Source organism: Holospora undulata HU1 (genome assembly GCF_000388175.3).
GTDB lineage: Bacteria > Pseudomonadota > Alphaproteobacteria > Holosporales > Holosporaceae > Holospora > Holospora undulata_A.
In genome coordinates, this window is record NZ_ARPM03000144.1 from 1 (window position 1) to 14,628 (window position 14,628).

Below are 14,628 nucleotides of genomic sequence, written 5' to 3' on the forward strand. Positions count from 1 at the left end.
TTAAAGATGAGCACCTTGTCATTTGCTCAAGATAAAGACCGGGTACTAAACAAACAAAGATGGGATATTGAACGGCTGTTCAGAACTATGAAAACGCAAGGGGTTACCCTTGAAAATACCCCTATGAAAGATTTGGGAAGACTTTCCAAACTTGACCATTGTCGCTGTTGCTATTGTATACGCTTCTATAACGGGCCTTACACAAGAAATTGCTTACAAAAAAAACAGTCAGAGCGCCTTTGTTATTCATACTTCACAAGGGGACTCAGGTGGATCAAAGATAAACTCTTATTCTTTGATTTCAGCGATCTTTTAAACTACCTGAAAAAAAGTGAGGGGGAGTATGGTATACTCATGCTGAATGCAATTGTTTAAAAATTTAATTTTATGTGTTAATAATTTTTCTTATGCAAAGATTTCTGAAAGAAGAAGATCGTGTTGCGTTACGAACGCAGCATAGGCAAGAAAACAACCGACACGCAGCAGATAGGATTAAGGCTGTTTTGTTATCCGACAAGGGGTAGAGTCGTCAAATTGCTAAGGCTCTTCTGATTAACGATCGTAGAGGAGTATAAGGAAGATAAAAAGTTAACGGTGCAAAGCGAGGGCTCTGTAAGCAAGCGGAATATTTCACAAACAGCGGAACTTATCGCGCATTTGGAAAGCCACCACGTATATGAAAGCAGTGATACCTGTGCTTATGTTCTTGAGGCAAGGCAAGACGTTGTGGCTGTGCGCCCATAATTTTTCATTTAAAAAGCCAGCAGCACGGCCCGCAAAGGCAGCCAATCAGGAAGCCTTTATTCATTTTACGAGACGGTGAAGCAACGCCGCCGAAGGATGAACCTGATGGGAGTGACGCATATGTGCCTGACTGTGATATCCTTAAAAACCTTAAATAGTGCCACCATGAAGACGTTTTTTGATCAGCTGAAAGACGATTATCCAAAGGCGCCTAAAATTCAACTGATCTTGATCTAGGTCCTTATAACACAAGCATGAACATGTGCACAACAATTTTCGTCTCTGCCAAATAGTTTTGCAAGAGTATGCTGCAATTTTTCGACCAAACCTGGGACAACATCGCCATGGATCTTGTCGAGCGCGTCAATGACAACTTTCAACGCATTAGTCCAACACTTTCAGTTTGATTTTGTTGTATAAACTTAAGAAAAATCAGTTACTTTGGAAGGTAGGGGAAGTTTTCTTGCATTATTAAAGTCTGCTAAGAACATTCGTGAAGTACGCTCTTCACCAGGTTCATTAGTAATAGTGAAACAATCCAGACTCGATGGTAGAGTAAGAAAAAATTTTAGGATAGGAGTATCATAGATTTTTCTAAAACTTTTATTTCTGCAATATCATATTTTGTTTTGTATCTAATTTAGATAATGCTAGAGATTGTTGATAAAAAAATAAAAATTTTTAATCCCAAATTTTTTTTAAATTGTTTATAATATTTAGAAATTCCTAAAAAAATTTAAAAAAGAAAGAGAATTTGTTATTAACCTAAACCGTCCATTAAACAAAAGAGTATCAGGTTTTCCATCGTTTATTTACTAAGGAAAAATTATAAAAAATAAAACACATAAATGAATAAATAGCACTAAAGACCGAATGCTTTTTGGTGAAGCTCTTGAATTACTCGAGTTATAGAATCTGGACAAAAAGTATACAAACCAAAGGGGGTATCAACAGAGGCCACCGGGACAATCCCCACAGCAGTTCCTGTTAAAAAAGCTGCTTCCATTGATGGCAAGTCATGTAAAAATATATCTTTTTCTGTTACAGAAATTTTTTTCATTTTAGCTTGTTCGATAACAAAAGCTCGAGTTAATCCCTTAAGAAAGCTGTGGGGAAACGGAGTTTGAAGCTCTCCGTTTTGAACGAAAAAAATGTTAGAGCTGCTTGCTTCTGCGATGCGTTCTTTAGTATCCAAAAGTAATGCATCATCAAACCCCTCTAGTTCAGAAGTGCGTTTTGCCATGGCAGAAATCATATACAGCCCAGAAGCTTTGCTGTGCACTGGCGCACTGCGTGGATCTGGTCGACGCCAGGAAGAAAGGTGTAAATTCAATCCATTTCGATATTGATGAGCGCTGTAAGGCATGGGGCGCTCCCAAACCATGACTGCAGTATGAACATTTGCATGACGATGAGAAACGAACATACTCTGACTGCCGCACCACGCTAAAGCGCGAATATACCCAAAATCATAATAAGTCTTATTTAAAAGCAGTTGTGTAGCATTTTCAAGCTCTAAAACACTGTAAGGAATCTTAAAATCCAGAAGCTCTGCGGACTGTAATAAGCGTTGATAATGCTCTTTTCCATGAAACAATTTTCCTTTGCGGCTACGTAGCCCTTCATAAACGCCTGTACCATAGTGTAAAGCATGAGTCATAACGTGGATCCTTGCTTCATGCCAAGGAACAACCTTTCCGTCCAACCAAATATTGCCTTTTAGCTGATCAAACACTTCGTATTCTTCTTATTCTACAGGACGGTAAATTACATCACATTTTTACTCCATTGACAATAGGGGGAAAAACAGGGAACATAGTAAAAAGCTTACGTGGATTTTATGTGAAACCAGAAGTCTTAAAGTTTTTACAAGATTATGGATATTGGGCAATATTTTTAGGCTCTTTAATTGAAGGAGAGTCAATTATTCTAACTTCTAGCGCTATGGCAGCGGCGGGCTATTTTTCTATTCAGAAAATCATGATTATTGCGTTTTGTGGGACGGTGTTGGCAGATCAAGGCTTGTATTTTTTAGGGTATACTTATGGTGCAACGGTTTTAGATTGGATTCGTTTGCGTTTCCCTTCTATGACTCCTTACATAGACAAAGCGTTAAATTTTTTAACGCGCTATCAAAATATTTACATCCTCTCTTTTCGGTTTATTTGGGGAGTGCGTATTATTAGCTCTGTTATTATAGGATCTCAAAAAATATCTATTTTACGATTTGCTACCCTAAATTTAATTGCTGCTGTTATTTGGACTGTGGTTAGTTGCATGGCTGGATTTTTTATAGGTGAAGCAATTTTGTATGGGCTAGAGCACTACGGATGGTGGATTTCCTTTGGTATCATAGCTTTCGTTTTATTGATTGTGCTTGGCTGGAAGATGCGAAAAAAAAGCGCACACTAGGTTCTTAGAAGTAATTTGTTTTTCTTAACGCAGAAAAAGGGAAGCTGTTCAATTGAGCAAAAAAATGAAAAACTAGTAAGTGTTGTTTTTTTTAATTTTTTAAAAAATAAGGGAGTTTTATCTGTTAACACAAACTGTAGAAGATAAACAATAAGACTGATATAAAATATTGATTTTTAAGAACGGAAAAAGCCTTGATCTTTTAAATATTTTTGTGTGCCTTATGCTTATCTAACTTTTTCTGAAATTTTAATCATTGATTAAAAGGTGTATTTGTGTATAATTATTTTACCCCTAACAAAGTTGTTATTTAATAAAAATGAAAAGTTCACCCAAAATTAAATTGTTTTTTACGTTTTTTATGATGTGTTCTTTTTGTACTCATGCCTTTTCTCATGAGCAGATAGAAGAAAATTTGATTCAAGAAGAAAATCGAGAATTTGAAAACATAAAAGAAAGAATTTTCGCTAAAATTAAAGAAATACTTTTTCAGTGCAAAATATTTTATAGACCTCAAGCCCCTGTTGTTGTATCAAAAGAAGAACTAATTTGTGAAGATGTTCCGGATATGTTAGAAAAAATAAGAAAAGATTTTGGACTTTCTGGCGTAGTTGCCTATGAATGCAGTTTAGACCGATTTTGGCGAGATTTTCGAAAAAAAGAACCAGATGCGGAAGGAGGCGTTGAGCCAAAAAATGTACACCGTGTTATTAAAGCGTTATCTTTTGGCGTGGGGCTTGATGCGAGTTTAAGTTTTTTGCTAAATGGTGAGGTAAGTGTAACAGGTAATAATGCATCTATAAAGGATCATCTAGATGCACAATTAAATATTCTTTTTTCTCCATTCGAAGATACATGGTCTGATCCATTCAAAACAATAATAAGAACGAGAATCCAAAAAGAAGAAAATCTTTTACTACACGATGTATCTAAAATTTTAAGAGATACTTTCTCATCTTTTTTTGTTGCGGATTTGATGAGAAGAAGAAATTTTTTAGAACCAAATATTACAAAAGAAGCAGAAGAAATATTTCCTGAATATTTAGATCGAAGTGTTCAAAAAATAAAAAATAATAAAATTTTACAGGTTATTTCAAACGTATCAAGAGATTATTCCAAGGTTTTGGCTATAGTAGATCGATACAAAGAAAATAATAAATTTTGTTTTGAGTTTTCTATTTATGATCATTGCATATTATCAAAAATAAAAAATTCTTTAATTGATTTACAGAGGTTTTTTGGAGATTCTTCTTTGGTTATTTTTAAGCTTATAGAAAGACGTAATTCAGGTGGCGCGTCATTTCAGCTTGATGAAAGTCTTTTTGAAATTTGTTTGGATGAAACAACAACGGTTTTACAAAAAAGATCAAAAAATAATGAATTTTCTTTGTATAACTTTGGGTGGGATCTTTCTTGTCTTTTTACCAGTAACCTTGACGGTTCAATTCCGATTGAAAGAGAATCTTTTGAAGAGAATTTTTTTTATTTAGGAAGCTTAATAGAAATCTTGACTCAATTAAAAAAAGAAGAGTTTTCTGAAGAACAGCTAAGAAAAATTTTAAAATATCTTTTAGAAAACGACACTAAAGAACAGGATAGAATTAGGTTTTTTGAAAAAATTTATGAAGATTTTTTAAATATTAAGGCTCGGCATAATTTAGAAAATAAAAAAAATTCTCTTGATATATTGAGAAAATCAGTGGCAGAGTTTCCAGAATTGTGTCAAGAAAAAAATAAAAAAATAATGAATGGATTGTTAGGAATTTTACCTGATAAAAGCGCAGAAGACCTTTCTGACCAAGAACGAGAAAATTACGAACAAAAACTTTTTGGTATTTTTCGTGTTGCAGATTGGAACGTGTGTGCAGAAAAAAATTGTTCGATAACTAATTTTACAGAAAAGGTTCTAAAAATTCTTGAGTCTGACAATCAAGTTCGAAGAAAAAAAGAACAAAAAAATGAATCTGAGTGTGGCAGAAAAAAGATCCTAGCTTTTTTTCCTGAAAAAGATTCCTTGTTTGTAGATTTAGTCAACAGAATAATCAATGAAAATGAAATTTCTGAAGAGGATGCATTTGGAATTATTCAAATGAAAGAACGGGGGTCAAAGGAACAAATTCTGAGAGAGCAAAAAAAGGTTGAAGAAAAAATGTTTTCTACTTTTTTGCGTAAAAATTTCAACGATAAAAAGTAACAATTATAGTATACTCATGCTAAATGAAATTGTTTAAAAGTTTAATTTTATGTGTTAATAATTTTTCTTACGCAAAGATTTCTACCAGAAAAAGATCGCGTTGCGTTAAGAACGCAGCATCGGCAAGAAAAGAACCGACGCGTAGAAGATAGGCTTAAGACAGTTTTATTATCCGACAAAGGGTGGAGCTCGTCAAATTGCTAAGGCTCTTCTGATTGACAATCGTAGAGAAGTATAAGGAGGATCAAAAATTAATGGTGTCAAGCGGAGAATCTGTAAGCAAGCTGAATACTTCGCAAACATCAGAACTTATCGCACATTTTGAAAGCCACCACGTACATGAAAGTGAGTGATGTGTTCTTGAGGCATTGCGTATACGATTCAAGGCAAGACGTCGTGGCTGCACGCCCATAATTTTTCATTTAAAAAGCCAGAAGCACGGCCCGCAAAGACAGATCCCGCCAAGCAGGAAGCGTTTATTCATCATTATTACGAGACGGTGATGACATGCCCCCCACCATGGAAACGAAAATCACCTGTCAGGCACCCCCATTGCCATGACAGCCTTACACACATGAACCTGATGGGAGGCACATGCGCCTACGGTGGTATCCTTCAAAACCTTGAATAGCGCCCCCTTGAAGACGTTTTTTGATCAGCTGAAAGACGCTTATCCAAAGGCGCCTAACATTTTCATCTGATCTTGGATCAAAGACCTTATAATACAAGCAAAGATACCCAAAAAGCAGCAAAAGAAAGGGGGCATTGAGTTGCATTGTTCTTCCCTACCCCCCAACCTGAAAACCCCATCGAAGAATGAATATGTGCGCAATAATCGATTTTTCGTCTCTGTCAAAGAGTTTTACAAGAGGTATGCTGCATTTTTTCGACCAAACCTGAAACAACATCGTCATGGATCTTTTCGACCACGTCAATGAAAATTTTCAACGCATTAATCCAGCATTTTCAGTTTGATTTGGTATAAGTTGTTCTTGTCTTTTTTAAATCATTTAGGAAATGTTTTGCCTCGCCAAGAAATCATGACCGCTTTCTCAGCCCCCCCCCCTATATAAAATTTTTTTGATAGTCCTTCTAACTTTCAAACTCGGAAAATTAAAAAAAGTATTTTATAAAAATCGAAGATCCCGATAAAAAAAATCTAAAAAAATTAAAAGGTGGAGCCAGGCGGGGTCGAACCGCCGACCTCTACAATGCCATCGTAGCGCTCTACCAACTGAGCTATGACCCCTTTTAAACACACTTATTTTACTATACACAAATCAAAAAATCAATAGGAAGCAAGTGTAGAAAAAAATAATACAAAGCTAAAGAATCGAACCTCAAAACCTCTCTCTCTTGCCCCATTGTATATTTCATATTGCTTGATCACAAAGACCAGCATATTCAGATCTTGCCAGCAAAAAAGCTTTCATTCTAAGCATATGACGCCACACAGTGCGCTTTTGCCCAGGAGATCTCAATAAATAAGCGGGATGATAAAACGCAAAAGCTGGAATCGATCTTTGATCTATCGGACTAACGTAAGTAAGATTACTGTTTTGCAACACGCTAACATTATCATGGCTTCTTAACAAAGCCTTACATGCCACTGCCCCAACACACAACAAAATCTTAGGGTTGATGATCTGAATATGCCTATCCACGAAAGGTAAGCACATTTCTATTTCCAAAGGGGAAGGTTGTCGATTAAACGGAGGACGCCAAGGAACAATATTAGTAATATAACAAGACGTACGATCCCAGCCTAAAACACTAAGCATTTTGTCTAATAGCTGACCACTTAACCCAACAAACGGTTTTGCAAGGCGATCTTCTTCTGCCCCTGGGGCTTCCCCCACAATCATAACAGAAGCCTCTGGATTTCCATCCGAAAAAACCGTATTCAAACAAGACTTTGAAAGTGAACACCCTTCAAAAGCTTTTATTTCCTGGTACAAAGCATCTAATGCATTTTCTAGATTGTTCATAGACAAAGATGCAGAATCTTTGCACACAGAACTTTTCAAAGAATTTTTATTCTTATTCAAACAGCAAGCGGTGCGAACGCCCTGAAGGCGGTACCATAAAAGAAGCGCCGCAGCCTGCACTTTTAATGCACTTGACGAGTCTACAAACGCCTTCTCACTTTTCGTCTTAATCTCACTTCCCAAAAAACAAAGACTCCTAAGAAAAATACTTTTGTAAAATTTTACCGCAGAACCTATCTTCTCTTTCTTTAAAATCGATAATGAGAAAAAGCACGATTAGCTTCTGCCATTTTGTGAGTATCAGAGCGCTTCTTTACGGCTCCCCCTGTTCCCTCTGCTGCACTTCTCAATTCTTCTCCTAAACGCTCTTTCATAGTTTTTTCCGGACGCAACCGCGCATAATGAATCAACCAGCGAAGCGCTAAAATTTGTCCCCGATCCACAGAAACTGCAACAGGAACAGTATACGTTGCACCACCAACACGACGGGCTCGAACTTCTACGTTGGGTCTTACATTACCCAAAGCAGCATGAAACAACTCTTTAGGATCTTTCTGAAGCTTGGCAGACGCCCGATCCAACGCATCATACACAATATTTTGCGCAATAGTCTTTTTTCCTTTCCACATCAAACAATTAATAAACTTTGCAATCACACTATCTTCATAACGCAAATCTGGCGTTATTTCTCTTTTTTCTGAACGATGACGACGAGCCATTATTTTTCTCCTAATTTACCTTTATTTTGGTTTTTCTGCCCCATATTTTGAACGTCCCTGCTTTCTGTCTTTGACACCTTTGGTATCTAACGCTCCCCGAACAATGTGATAACGACATCCCGGTAAATCTTTTACAGGACCGCCACGCAACAACACTACAGAGTGCTCTTGAAGATTATGACCTTCTCCTCCTATGTACCCTGTTACTTCTTCTCCATTACTCAGACGCACACGAGCAACCTTACGTAACGCAGAGTTAGGCTTACGAGGCGTTTGGGTATAAACTCTTGTACATACCCCTCTTTTTTGAGGACACTTTTCCAAAGCAAAAGAATTTTTTCTGGTCTTTCTGGGATGACGAATACCCCGAACAAGCTGATTTAAAGTTGGCATTTTTTACTCTCCCTAACAAACAACACAAACAACACTTCCCTTACTCTAACGCTTAGAAAATTGAAAGCTTTTTCTTGCTTTTGGCTTTCCTGGCTTCTTTCTTTCTACCCTTCGGGCATCCCTCGTCAAAAACCCTTCTTTTTTTAATAAAGGGCGCAAACTAAGGTCACTTCCTGCCAACGCGCAACTAATACCGTGGCAAAGAGCACCAGCTTGCCCCGAAAGCCCCCCTCCCCTTACCGTGCAAACCGTATCGTAATGCGCTAACTTTTCTGTCACTTTCAAAGAAAGTTCCGCAAGAACCTTCAGCCCAGGAATAAAAAAATATTCTTCTAAAGACTTTCCATTAACAATAAACTTTCCCAACCCGGGCTTAACCCAAACCCGAGCAACAGAAGATTTTCTTCGTCCAGTTGCATAAAATCTTCCCTTACTATCTGCCTTCAGCGCTTGACGCTGAACAGACTGTTCTTGTAAATTACTTTCCACGACTTTTTACCCCCTCCCACTTTTACACAAATTTTTTCTGTCCCAAGCCCCAACATCTAACACCTTAGGACACTGAGCAACATGGGGGTTTTCCCCCCCTTTATAAACAAACAATCCCCGAATACGCTCTCGACGTAGCGGGCACGCTTTTTTCATCATGCGCTCCACTGCTTTTTGTATTAAACGCTCTGGAAAACGTCCCTGTAAAATCTCTTTTGCAGACCTAGACTTGATTCCACCAGGGTGATTCGTATGCCAATAATGTTGCTTTTGATTTAACTTATCTCCAGTCAAATGAACTTTTTCAGCATTTATAATAATAACTCGATCCCCTGCATCAAGATGGGGACTATAAACCGCTTTATGTTTGCCATTTAAAATTTGTGCAACTATAGCTGCCAAACGCCCTAAAACAAGACCCTTAGCATCAATCAGGTACCACTTCTTTTCAATATCCTTCGCTTTTAAGCTAAACGTTTGCATTCCTTTATTCCTTTTGCTTTACACCTAATTGCGGCTTTTACACCACATTGCGAAATTATTTTTAAAGACTCAAAAAACAACCTCACCCCTGCTTTTGTCGTTCTAACGCTTTTTTTCCGGGAGAAGACTTTTTAGGAGTCTCACGAAACGTATATTTGGGTAAAACCCCCTCTTCTGCAAGAATACGACGAACCCTATCTGTGGGTTGGGCCCCACAAGAAAGCCAGTACTGAATCCTTTCTTTGTTTAATACAATCTTAGGAGCTTTTCCCTGGGAAAGACACGGATCATAAGTGCCCAACTTTTCCTTTCCTGTTTCTCGACGACATCTAGCATCTGCAGCCATAAGCCAAAAAAAAGGAACTCCCTTTCTTCCATGACGCGCCAATCTTAATTTCATTGCCATAGATAAACTATTTCCAAAAAACCAACTTTTGTTCCATCATATCCTAAAATTCAACTAGGGTAAAGAGCACACCTCAAATAAAAGTATTTTAAGTTATCTACCATTTTTTATATTTCCCCCTGGTAATACATAAACATACTCACTAGTGATAAACAAAAAAATCATCGAATAAATCCACTAAAAACTAGAACTAAAAATTAAAAACTTCTTTAGTTTATGTTCATAAAAATGATTAAACCACGCAGTCAAAAAGCTGCGCTTCTACCAAAAGATTCAATAAAAAGCACTTCACCCAATGCTTCCAGGACAGTACGTTAAAGCAACTTCTTGATGAAGATTAAGCATAGAAAGCGCCGTTTCCCATTTTTTTGCAGGAGAGGTTTCAAATAATAAATTTGGACTAGCAGGTACTGCAATCCAATCATGATTCATAAGCTCTTCTTCGATTTGCCCCGCACGCCAACTGATATACCCAATTAAGGTCAGTGTGTACCTAGGAAACCCTTCTAAAGAATCTAAGTCGCCAAAATTTTTTATTTTTTTCGCAGGAGACACACCATAACTTTCTCCCACATGCAACGTTTCTTCAGTAGAATAATCCTTGGAGTGCAACAAAAATCCACGATCTACATCAGACCCCCCGCCCCAAAGCACTGTATCTGACATCGTCAAAGCGCTGTTCTTAAAAGTTTCAGGCCAGTCTTGGCGCTGAAGCGGAAGATTGATTAAGAACCCCATAGCGCCCTCATCACTATGATGAAACACAAAAACAACATTTTTCTGAAAATCTTGCTTTCGGACGTTTGGAAAAGAAATAAGAACGCATCCAGACAAACTAGAGCGTTCATCTAATTTTATTTTTTTCATTTATCAATAATTAGTTGGCAAGTACACAGAGCTAAAAGAATAAAAAAACCCCAAAATACTCAAGAAGGGTACCATACATATAAAAAAAGCACAAGACAGAAAAATTATTCAGTCTTTTTCAAACACTGCATCTACATGCTAAGTTGTTTTTATTTTTTTGCACAAGCAGTTAATTGAATAATAATGCAAAGTATCTTAAGCATATGTCCATAAAATTTTCTCAAAAAATTGAACTCATACACAAAAACTAAGGAGGGTTGAATACTAATTAAAGTATTGATATAATTCTTAGGCACTTAACTTTTGGACGTTATTGGCCATGGATTTTTCTCAGATTACGCAGATTGCTCCTTTTATTGCATGTTTTGCTATCCTGTATTTTATTGTTTTGCGCCCTCAACAGCAAAAAATGAAAAAACATCGTGAAATTCTGGCCTCTTTGAAAAGAGGAGATCAAATTGTTTTAGGAGGGGGAATAGAAGCGGTCGTGGAAGACGCCCCGACTGACTCTTCTGTGGTGCGTGCGTCCATTTCCCCGGGAGTGAGTGTAAGCGTGCGACGAGATTTGATTTTAGAGGTTGTAGAAGCCAAACAAAATAAGACCTGAAGTTAAGATTTAAGTTAATTTTTCACCGTCGATGTAAAACTAAAAGGGGGAATTAATCTTTATGAAAAAGTCGAAAACTGTTTTGATTATTTGTGGTGGACGCTCTCCAGAGCATGAAGTAACGTTGCGATCTGCAAATTATGTCTTAGAACATATGCCTTTGGAAAATCAGGTGTATATTTGGGGTATTGATCGGGACAATAACGGGTATGCTTTGTCAACAGAAGATGTGAAACGTAACAATTGTGTAAGCTCTTCTATAGGTGCCCCCTTAGCTTATTTAAGACGATACCAAGGACGCGTAGAGTTTTGTATAGAAAACGGTGCCTCTGTAGAAATCGATATTGTTTTTCCTATGATTCACGGTGCAACAGGAGAAGACGGATGTCTTCAAGGAATGTCAAAATTTTTGGGTGTGCCCTGTGTTGGAGCCGACGTCATGGGGTCTGCGCTGTGTATGCAAAAACGTATTACAAAACAAGTTCTTATGGCAAACAATTTGCCCATAGTTCCGTTTTTATTTAGCCAAAACGCCTCTACCGTTCCTTCTTACGCTTGTGCTGTAGATCGATTAAAAAGCGAAAATTTGTTTATTAAGCCAGCAGGCGCTGGTTCGTCTATAGGTGTTTCTAGTGTTTGTTGTGAATCTGAATATCTTGAGGCAATACAAGAGGCGTTTTGTTACGACGACGAAATATTGATTGAACGAAAAATTTTAGGTAAAGAAATTGAATGTTCTGTTTTGAACGGAACCGCCGCGAAAGTTTTAGGAGAAATAGAACCAACCCATAGTTTTTATTCTTATGAAGCAAAATATCTAGATCCAAACGGTGCATGTTTTTACACACCCGCACGAATTTCTCATCATCAAGCTGATCGCGTGCGCGCAATGGCAGAACAAGTAGCTCATATACTAAAGTGCGATTCGATGGTAAGAGTTGATTTCTTTCTAACACAAGATGAAACACTGTGGATTAACGAGGCAAACACTTTACCAGGACTAACTGCTATAAGCTTTTATCCTAAGCTCTTAGAACTTAGTGGAATACCAGGCGTTGAGCTTATTCGCTCTCTTTTACAGGGAGCGTTAAAAAATTATACCCGCTCTTTGACGTTTTTAACTACTGTTCCTTGGATTTAGCTCCTTAAATTTCGTGTATACATAATAATACAAAAATCCTCCCCCCTTTCCCGAAAAGGAATTTTCGAAAAAATCAGGGGGCTTTTTTATGAAAATAGTTTTTTTAATCTATGTACTATTTTTTATTTTTTTTATTTTGCGCAGGGGTTTTGAATTTATTCTTATCTTTTTTGGGTTGAGATTTTTTTTTCTCTTCAGGGGGTGTTCTTGTCCAAACTCCCTCTTGGAAATTATCAGCCTCATCTTCAATTAATGAGCTAACAAGACCGTCTATTAGGAGCTTATATTCGTCAAAATACTTATTAAGTGCTTCCCCTTTAAGATTCTTTCCTTTATTCGTACTGAAAAACTTTTGCACCTCTCGGAATTGACTACCTAATTCTGAATCCTTGATTTCTTTTAGATATTGTTTTACGGCATCCTTTTTTTCTTTTTTAATTTTTATATGCAAATCTGATTGCATTCTATTCTTTAACTCCTCGATCACTTTGTTCTTTAGTTTTCCTGGCATTACCCCCCTTGCATCAAGAGTTATATTTTGGTCATCTTGATCTGCTTCTAACCGTTGTTCTTGAAATTCCGATTCAGTTCTTATAATCTTCGCCCCTGTTTTTGGATCTGTATACTCTTCAAACTTTACCGGATAATTTTCAGAACTACCTCCTCCTGAAGGGGGGGTATTGCCAGCACTATCGTCTCCTCCTGAAGGGGGGGTATTGCCAGCACTATCGTCTCCTCCTACAGAAGCGTCCCCTTTTATAAGGGGATTACCTTCTTTAGCAGGAGAGCTCCCTATCGGACCTTGCTCCTTTGTATCTAGTTGACTTTGCGGCAAAGAAAAAGAACTTAGCTGCCCAATATGGGAAAGAATAGATTTTGAAGCCAACTTCCCTGAAGCAGTTATCTGCTTTTGTAACGTGTTATTTGTTTTTTGGCTATTCAGCGTAGAAAGAAATTGCTGAGTTATAGCTTTGTTTAAGAGTTTTCTCTTCTTTTTTTCCCCTTTAACTTCAGAGTCAGAGTCAGAGTAATCAATAGGATATACCTTAGAGTAAGCAGAATGAGTAAATAAGGTTCCTATTAATAAAAAATAAATTATATTTTTTTTATTCATTTTTAGCAAAATGTTTTATTGTTTCGTGGAAATTATAAAATAAAAACCGAAAAATATTATTAAAATATAAAATAAAACTGTTCCACTATGCCAAAAAATATTATTAGAATGTATCGCACTTATTTCAAAATTAAAAATTTTTAAGCTTTTAACTAAAGATATTTTTTATTAAAAATAGCAAAGGAAATCTTTTAAAAGTCTCTAAAAAAGATTGTATGTAAATTTTGTGAATGTTCGGATTGCTTTAAAAGCAGTTTTGTTCTAGGGATTCAGCGGTACAAATGTAAAAAATGTGGAAAAAATTTCATGCAAACTCAGGTGTGCCCGAGAAAGACAAGCTCAACGCCCTCGTTTTATACGCAAGCGGCCTTTCAATGAACCGAATTGCTCAGCGTTTTTGTGTCAGCGCGACCGCTGTTTTGAAGAGGGCGGACACCTTAGGATCAAGGTTATGCGCCAAAATTGAGCCATCCCCAGAAGACAAAGTTATCCTCATGCTAAATGAAATTGTTTAAAAGTTTAATTTTATGTGTTAATAATTTTTCTTATGAAAAGATTTCTGACAGAAGAAGATCGTATTGCGTTAAGAACGCAGCATCGGCAAGAAAAGAACCGACACGTAGAAGATAGGATTAAAGCAGTTTTGTTATCCGACAAAGGGTGAAGCTCATCAAATTGCTAAGGCTCTTCTGATTAACTATCGTAGAGGAGTATAAGGAAGATCAAAAATTAATGGTGTAAAGCAAGGGCTCTGTGAGCAAGCTTTAGAACCTGTATTCATGAATAAAAAAGTGTGATATAAAAGGCTTGAAGGAGTAGAAGAAGAATTATTCAAGCGATTTAAAAGAGTAGGATGTGAAAAAGCATCATTTTGTAGCGGCAATAAAAGCAAATACAACAAAAAAGAGGGGGGTAAAGCAGTATGTTATATAATCAAGAGCGGTTATCAACGGCGCATGCTAGCAAAAGATTTTCCACCATATTCGACGGTACATTCGGATGCATGAACTTGTTAAGATAAGCCGAATTAAGTATGAAAAGAGCAAGAATCCCAGCTATAGCATCATTCAC

General features: G+C 37.0%; 18 protein-coding genes, 1 tRNA gene and 1 pseudogene. 9 read left to right on the forward strand and 11 right to left on the reverse strand.

The window, feature by feature from the left end:
• Nucleotides 1-375 (forward strand): annotated as a pseudogene (locus K737_RS10085) (hypothetical protein); the annotation flags it as partial.
• A gap of 219 nt (nucleotides 376-594) precedes the next feature.
• Nucleotides 595-744, forward strand: a complete 150-nt coding sequence (locus K737_RS10545) for a hypothetical protein (protein ID WP_200863611.1) — start codon at nucleotides 595-597, stop codon at nucleotides 742-744.
• A 233-nt stretch (nucleotides 745-977) separates the two neighbouring features.
• Here K737_RS10545 and K737_RS11135 read toward each other — a convergent pair whose 3' ends face one another.
• On the reverse strand, nucleotides 978-1,124 hold the full coding sequence (locus K737_RS11135) for a hypothetical protein (protein WP_235075687.1): 147 nt from the start codon (nucleotides 1,122-1,124) through the stop codon (nucleotides 978-980).
• A gap of 482 nt (nucleotides 1,125-1,606) precedes the next feature.
• A complete protein-coding gene (locus K737_RS03995; protein ID WP_006290210.1) occupies nucleotides 1,607-2,479 on the reverse strand; it encodes an aminotransferase class IV in 873 nt (290 codons plus the stop codon).
• Nucleotides 2,480-2,532: 53 nt separating this feature from the next.
• On the opposite strand from K737_RS03995, the gene K737_RS04000 reads away from it, so the two are divergent.
• The 4 genes from K737_RS04000 to K737_RS09500 all read left to right on the forward strand — a co-directional run bounded on the left by K737_RS04000 (nucleotide 2,533) and on the right by K737_RS09500 (nucleotide 5,981).
• Nucleotides 2,533-3,156, forward strand: coding sequence for a DedA family protein (locus K737_RS04000; RefSeq protein WP_023492010.1), 624 nt, complete (start codon nucleotides 2,533-2,535; stop codon nucleotides 3,154-3,156).
• A 361-nt stretch (nucleotides 3,157-3,517) separates the two neighbouring features.
• Entirely contained in the window at nucleotides 3,518-5,350 is a 1,833-nt protein-coding gene (locus tag K737_RS04005; RefSeq protein WP_152531086.1) for a hypothetical protein, read from the forward strand.
• 51 nt (nucleotides 5,351-5,401) lie between these two features.
• Nucleotides 5,402-5,554 carry a hypothetical protein gene (locus tag K737_RS10090; protein ID WP_161630435.1) on the forward strand — a complete coding sequence of 51 codons (153 nt, stop codon included), beginning with the start codon at nucleotides 5,402-5,404 and terminating at the stop codon, nucleotides 5,552-5,554.
• A gap of 163 nt (nucleotides 5,555-5,717) precedes the next feature.
• The gene (locus K737_RS09500) at nucleotides 5,718-5,981 is read left to right on the forward strand and encodes a helix-turn-helix domain-containing protein (RefSeq protein WP_152531087.1); all 264 of its coding nucleotides are present in this window, start codon (nucleotides 5,718-5,720) and stop codon (nucleotides 5,979-5,981) included.
• Nucleotides 5,982-6,526: 545 nt separating this feature from the next.
• On the opposite strand, the gene K737_RS04010 is transcribed toward K737_RS09500, so the two are convergent.
• The 8 genes from K737_RS04010 to K737_RS04045 form a co-directional block, all read right to left on the reverse strand.
• A tRNA-Ala gene (locus K737_RS04010) sits at nucleotides 6,527-6,599 on the reverse strand.
• Between the two features lie 124 nt (nucleotides 6,600-6,723).
• Complete coding sequence (locus tag K737_RS04015; protein WP_006290202.1) at nucleotides 6,724-7,521, reverse strand: uracil-DNA glycosylase; 798 nt, start codon at nucleotides 7,519-7,521, stop codon at nucleotides 6,724-6,726.
• Between the two features lie 65 nt (nucleotides 7,522-7,586).
• Complete coding sequence (gene rpsG, locus K737_RS04020) at nucleotides 7,587-8,057, reverse strand: 30S ribosomal protein S7 (RefSeq protein ID WP_006290200.1); 471 nt, start codon at nucleotides 8,055-8,057, stop codon at nucleotides 7,587-7,589.
• Nucleotides 8,058-8,078: 21 nt separating this feature from the next.
• A complete protein-coding gene (gene rpsL, locus K737_RS04025) occupies nucleotides 8,079-8,450 on the reverse strand; it encodes a 30S ribosomal protein S12 (RefSeq protein ID WP_006290199.1) in 372 nt (123 codons plus the stop codon).
• Between the two features lie 45 nt (nucleotides 8,451-8,495).
• Complete coding sequence (gene rpsI / locus K737_RS04030; RefSeq protein WP_006290198.1) at nucleotides 8,496-8,939, reverse strand: 30S ribosomal protein S9; 444 nt, start codon at nucleotides 8,937-8,939, stop codon at nucleotides 8,496-8,498.
• 6 nt (nucleotides 8,940-8,945) lie between these two features.
• Nucleotides 8,946-9,422, reverse strand: coding sequence for a 50S ribosomal protein L13 (gene rplM, locus K737_RS04035; RefSeq protein WP_006290197.1), 477 nt, complete (start codon nucleotides 9,420-9,422; stop codon nucleotides 8,946-8,948).
• An 82-nt stretch (nucleotides 9,423-9,504) separates the two neighbouring features.
• Nucleotides 9,505-9,822 (reverse strand): 30S ribosomal protein S16, encoded by a 318-nt coding sequence (gene rpsP, locus K737_RS04040; RefSeq protein ID WP_200863612.1) that lies wholly within the window; start codon nucleotides 9,820-9,822, stop codon nucleotides 9,505-9,507.
• Nucleotides 9,823-10,116: 294 nt separating this feature from the next.
• Nucleotides 10,117-10,695: a YqgE/AlgH family protein gene (locus K737_RS04045; RefSeq protein WP_006290195.1), complete on the reverse strand. Its 579-nt coding sequence runs from the start codon at nucleotides 10,693-10,695 to the stop codon at nucleotides 10,117-10,119.
• A gap of 319 nt (nucleotides 10,696-11,014) precedes the next feature.
• Here K737_RS04045 and yajC point away from each other — a divergent pair, with 319 nt between their 5' ends.
• The gene (yajC, locus tag K737_RS04050; RefSeq protein WP_006290194.1) at nucleotides 11,015-11,302 is read left to right on the forward strand and encodes a preprotein translocase subunit YajC; all 288 of its coding nucleotides are present in this window, start codon (nucleotides 11,015-11,017) and stop codon (nucleotides 11,300-11,302) included.
• 61 nt (nucleotides 11,303-11,363) lie between these two features.
• The gene (locus K737_RS04055) at nucleotides 11,364-12,443 is read left to right on the forward strand and encodes a D-alanine--D-alanine ligase family protein (protein WP_006290192.1); all 1,080 of its coding nucleotides are present in this window, start codon (nucleotides 11,364-11,366) and stop codon (nucleotides 12,441-12,443) included.
• Between the two features lie 115 nt (nucleotides 12,444-12,558).
• Here K737_RS04055 and K737_RS04060 read toward each other — a convergent pair whose 3' ends face one another.
• Complete coding sequence (locus tag K737_RS04060) at nucleotides 12,559-13,557, reverse strand: hypothetical protein (protein ID WP_023492017.1); 999 nt, start codon at nucleotides 13,555-13,557, stop codon at nucleotides 12,559-12,561.
• A gap of 290 nt (nucleotides 13,558-13,847) precedes the next feature.
• Between K737_RS04060 and K737_RS04065 the strand changes: the two genes are divergently transcribed.
• Complete coding sequence (locus K737_RS04065) at nucleotides 13,848-14,072, forward strand: hypothetical protein (RefSeq protein WP_006290151.1); 225 nt, start codon at nucleotides 13,848-13,850, stop codon at nucleotides 14,070-14,072.
• The last annotated feature ends 556 nt before the right edge of the window (nucleotides 14,073-14,628 follow it).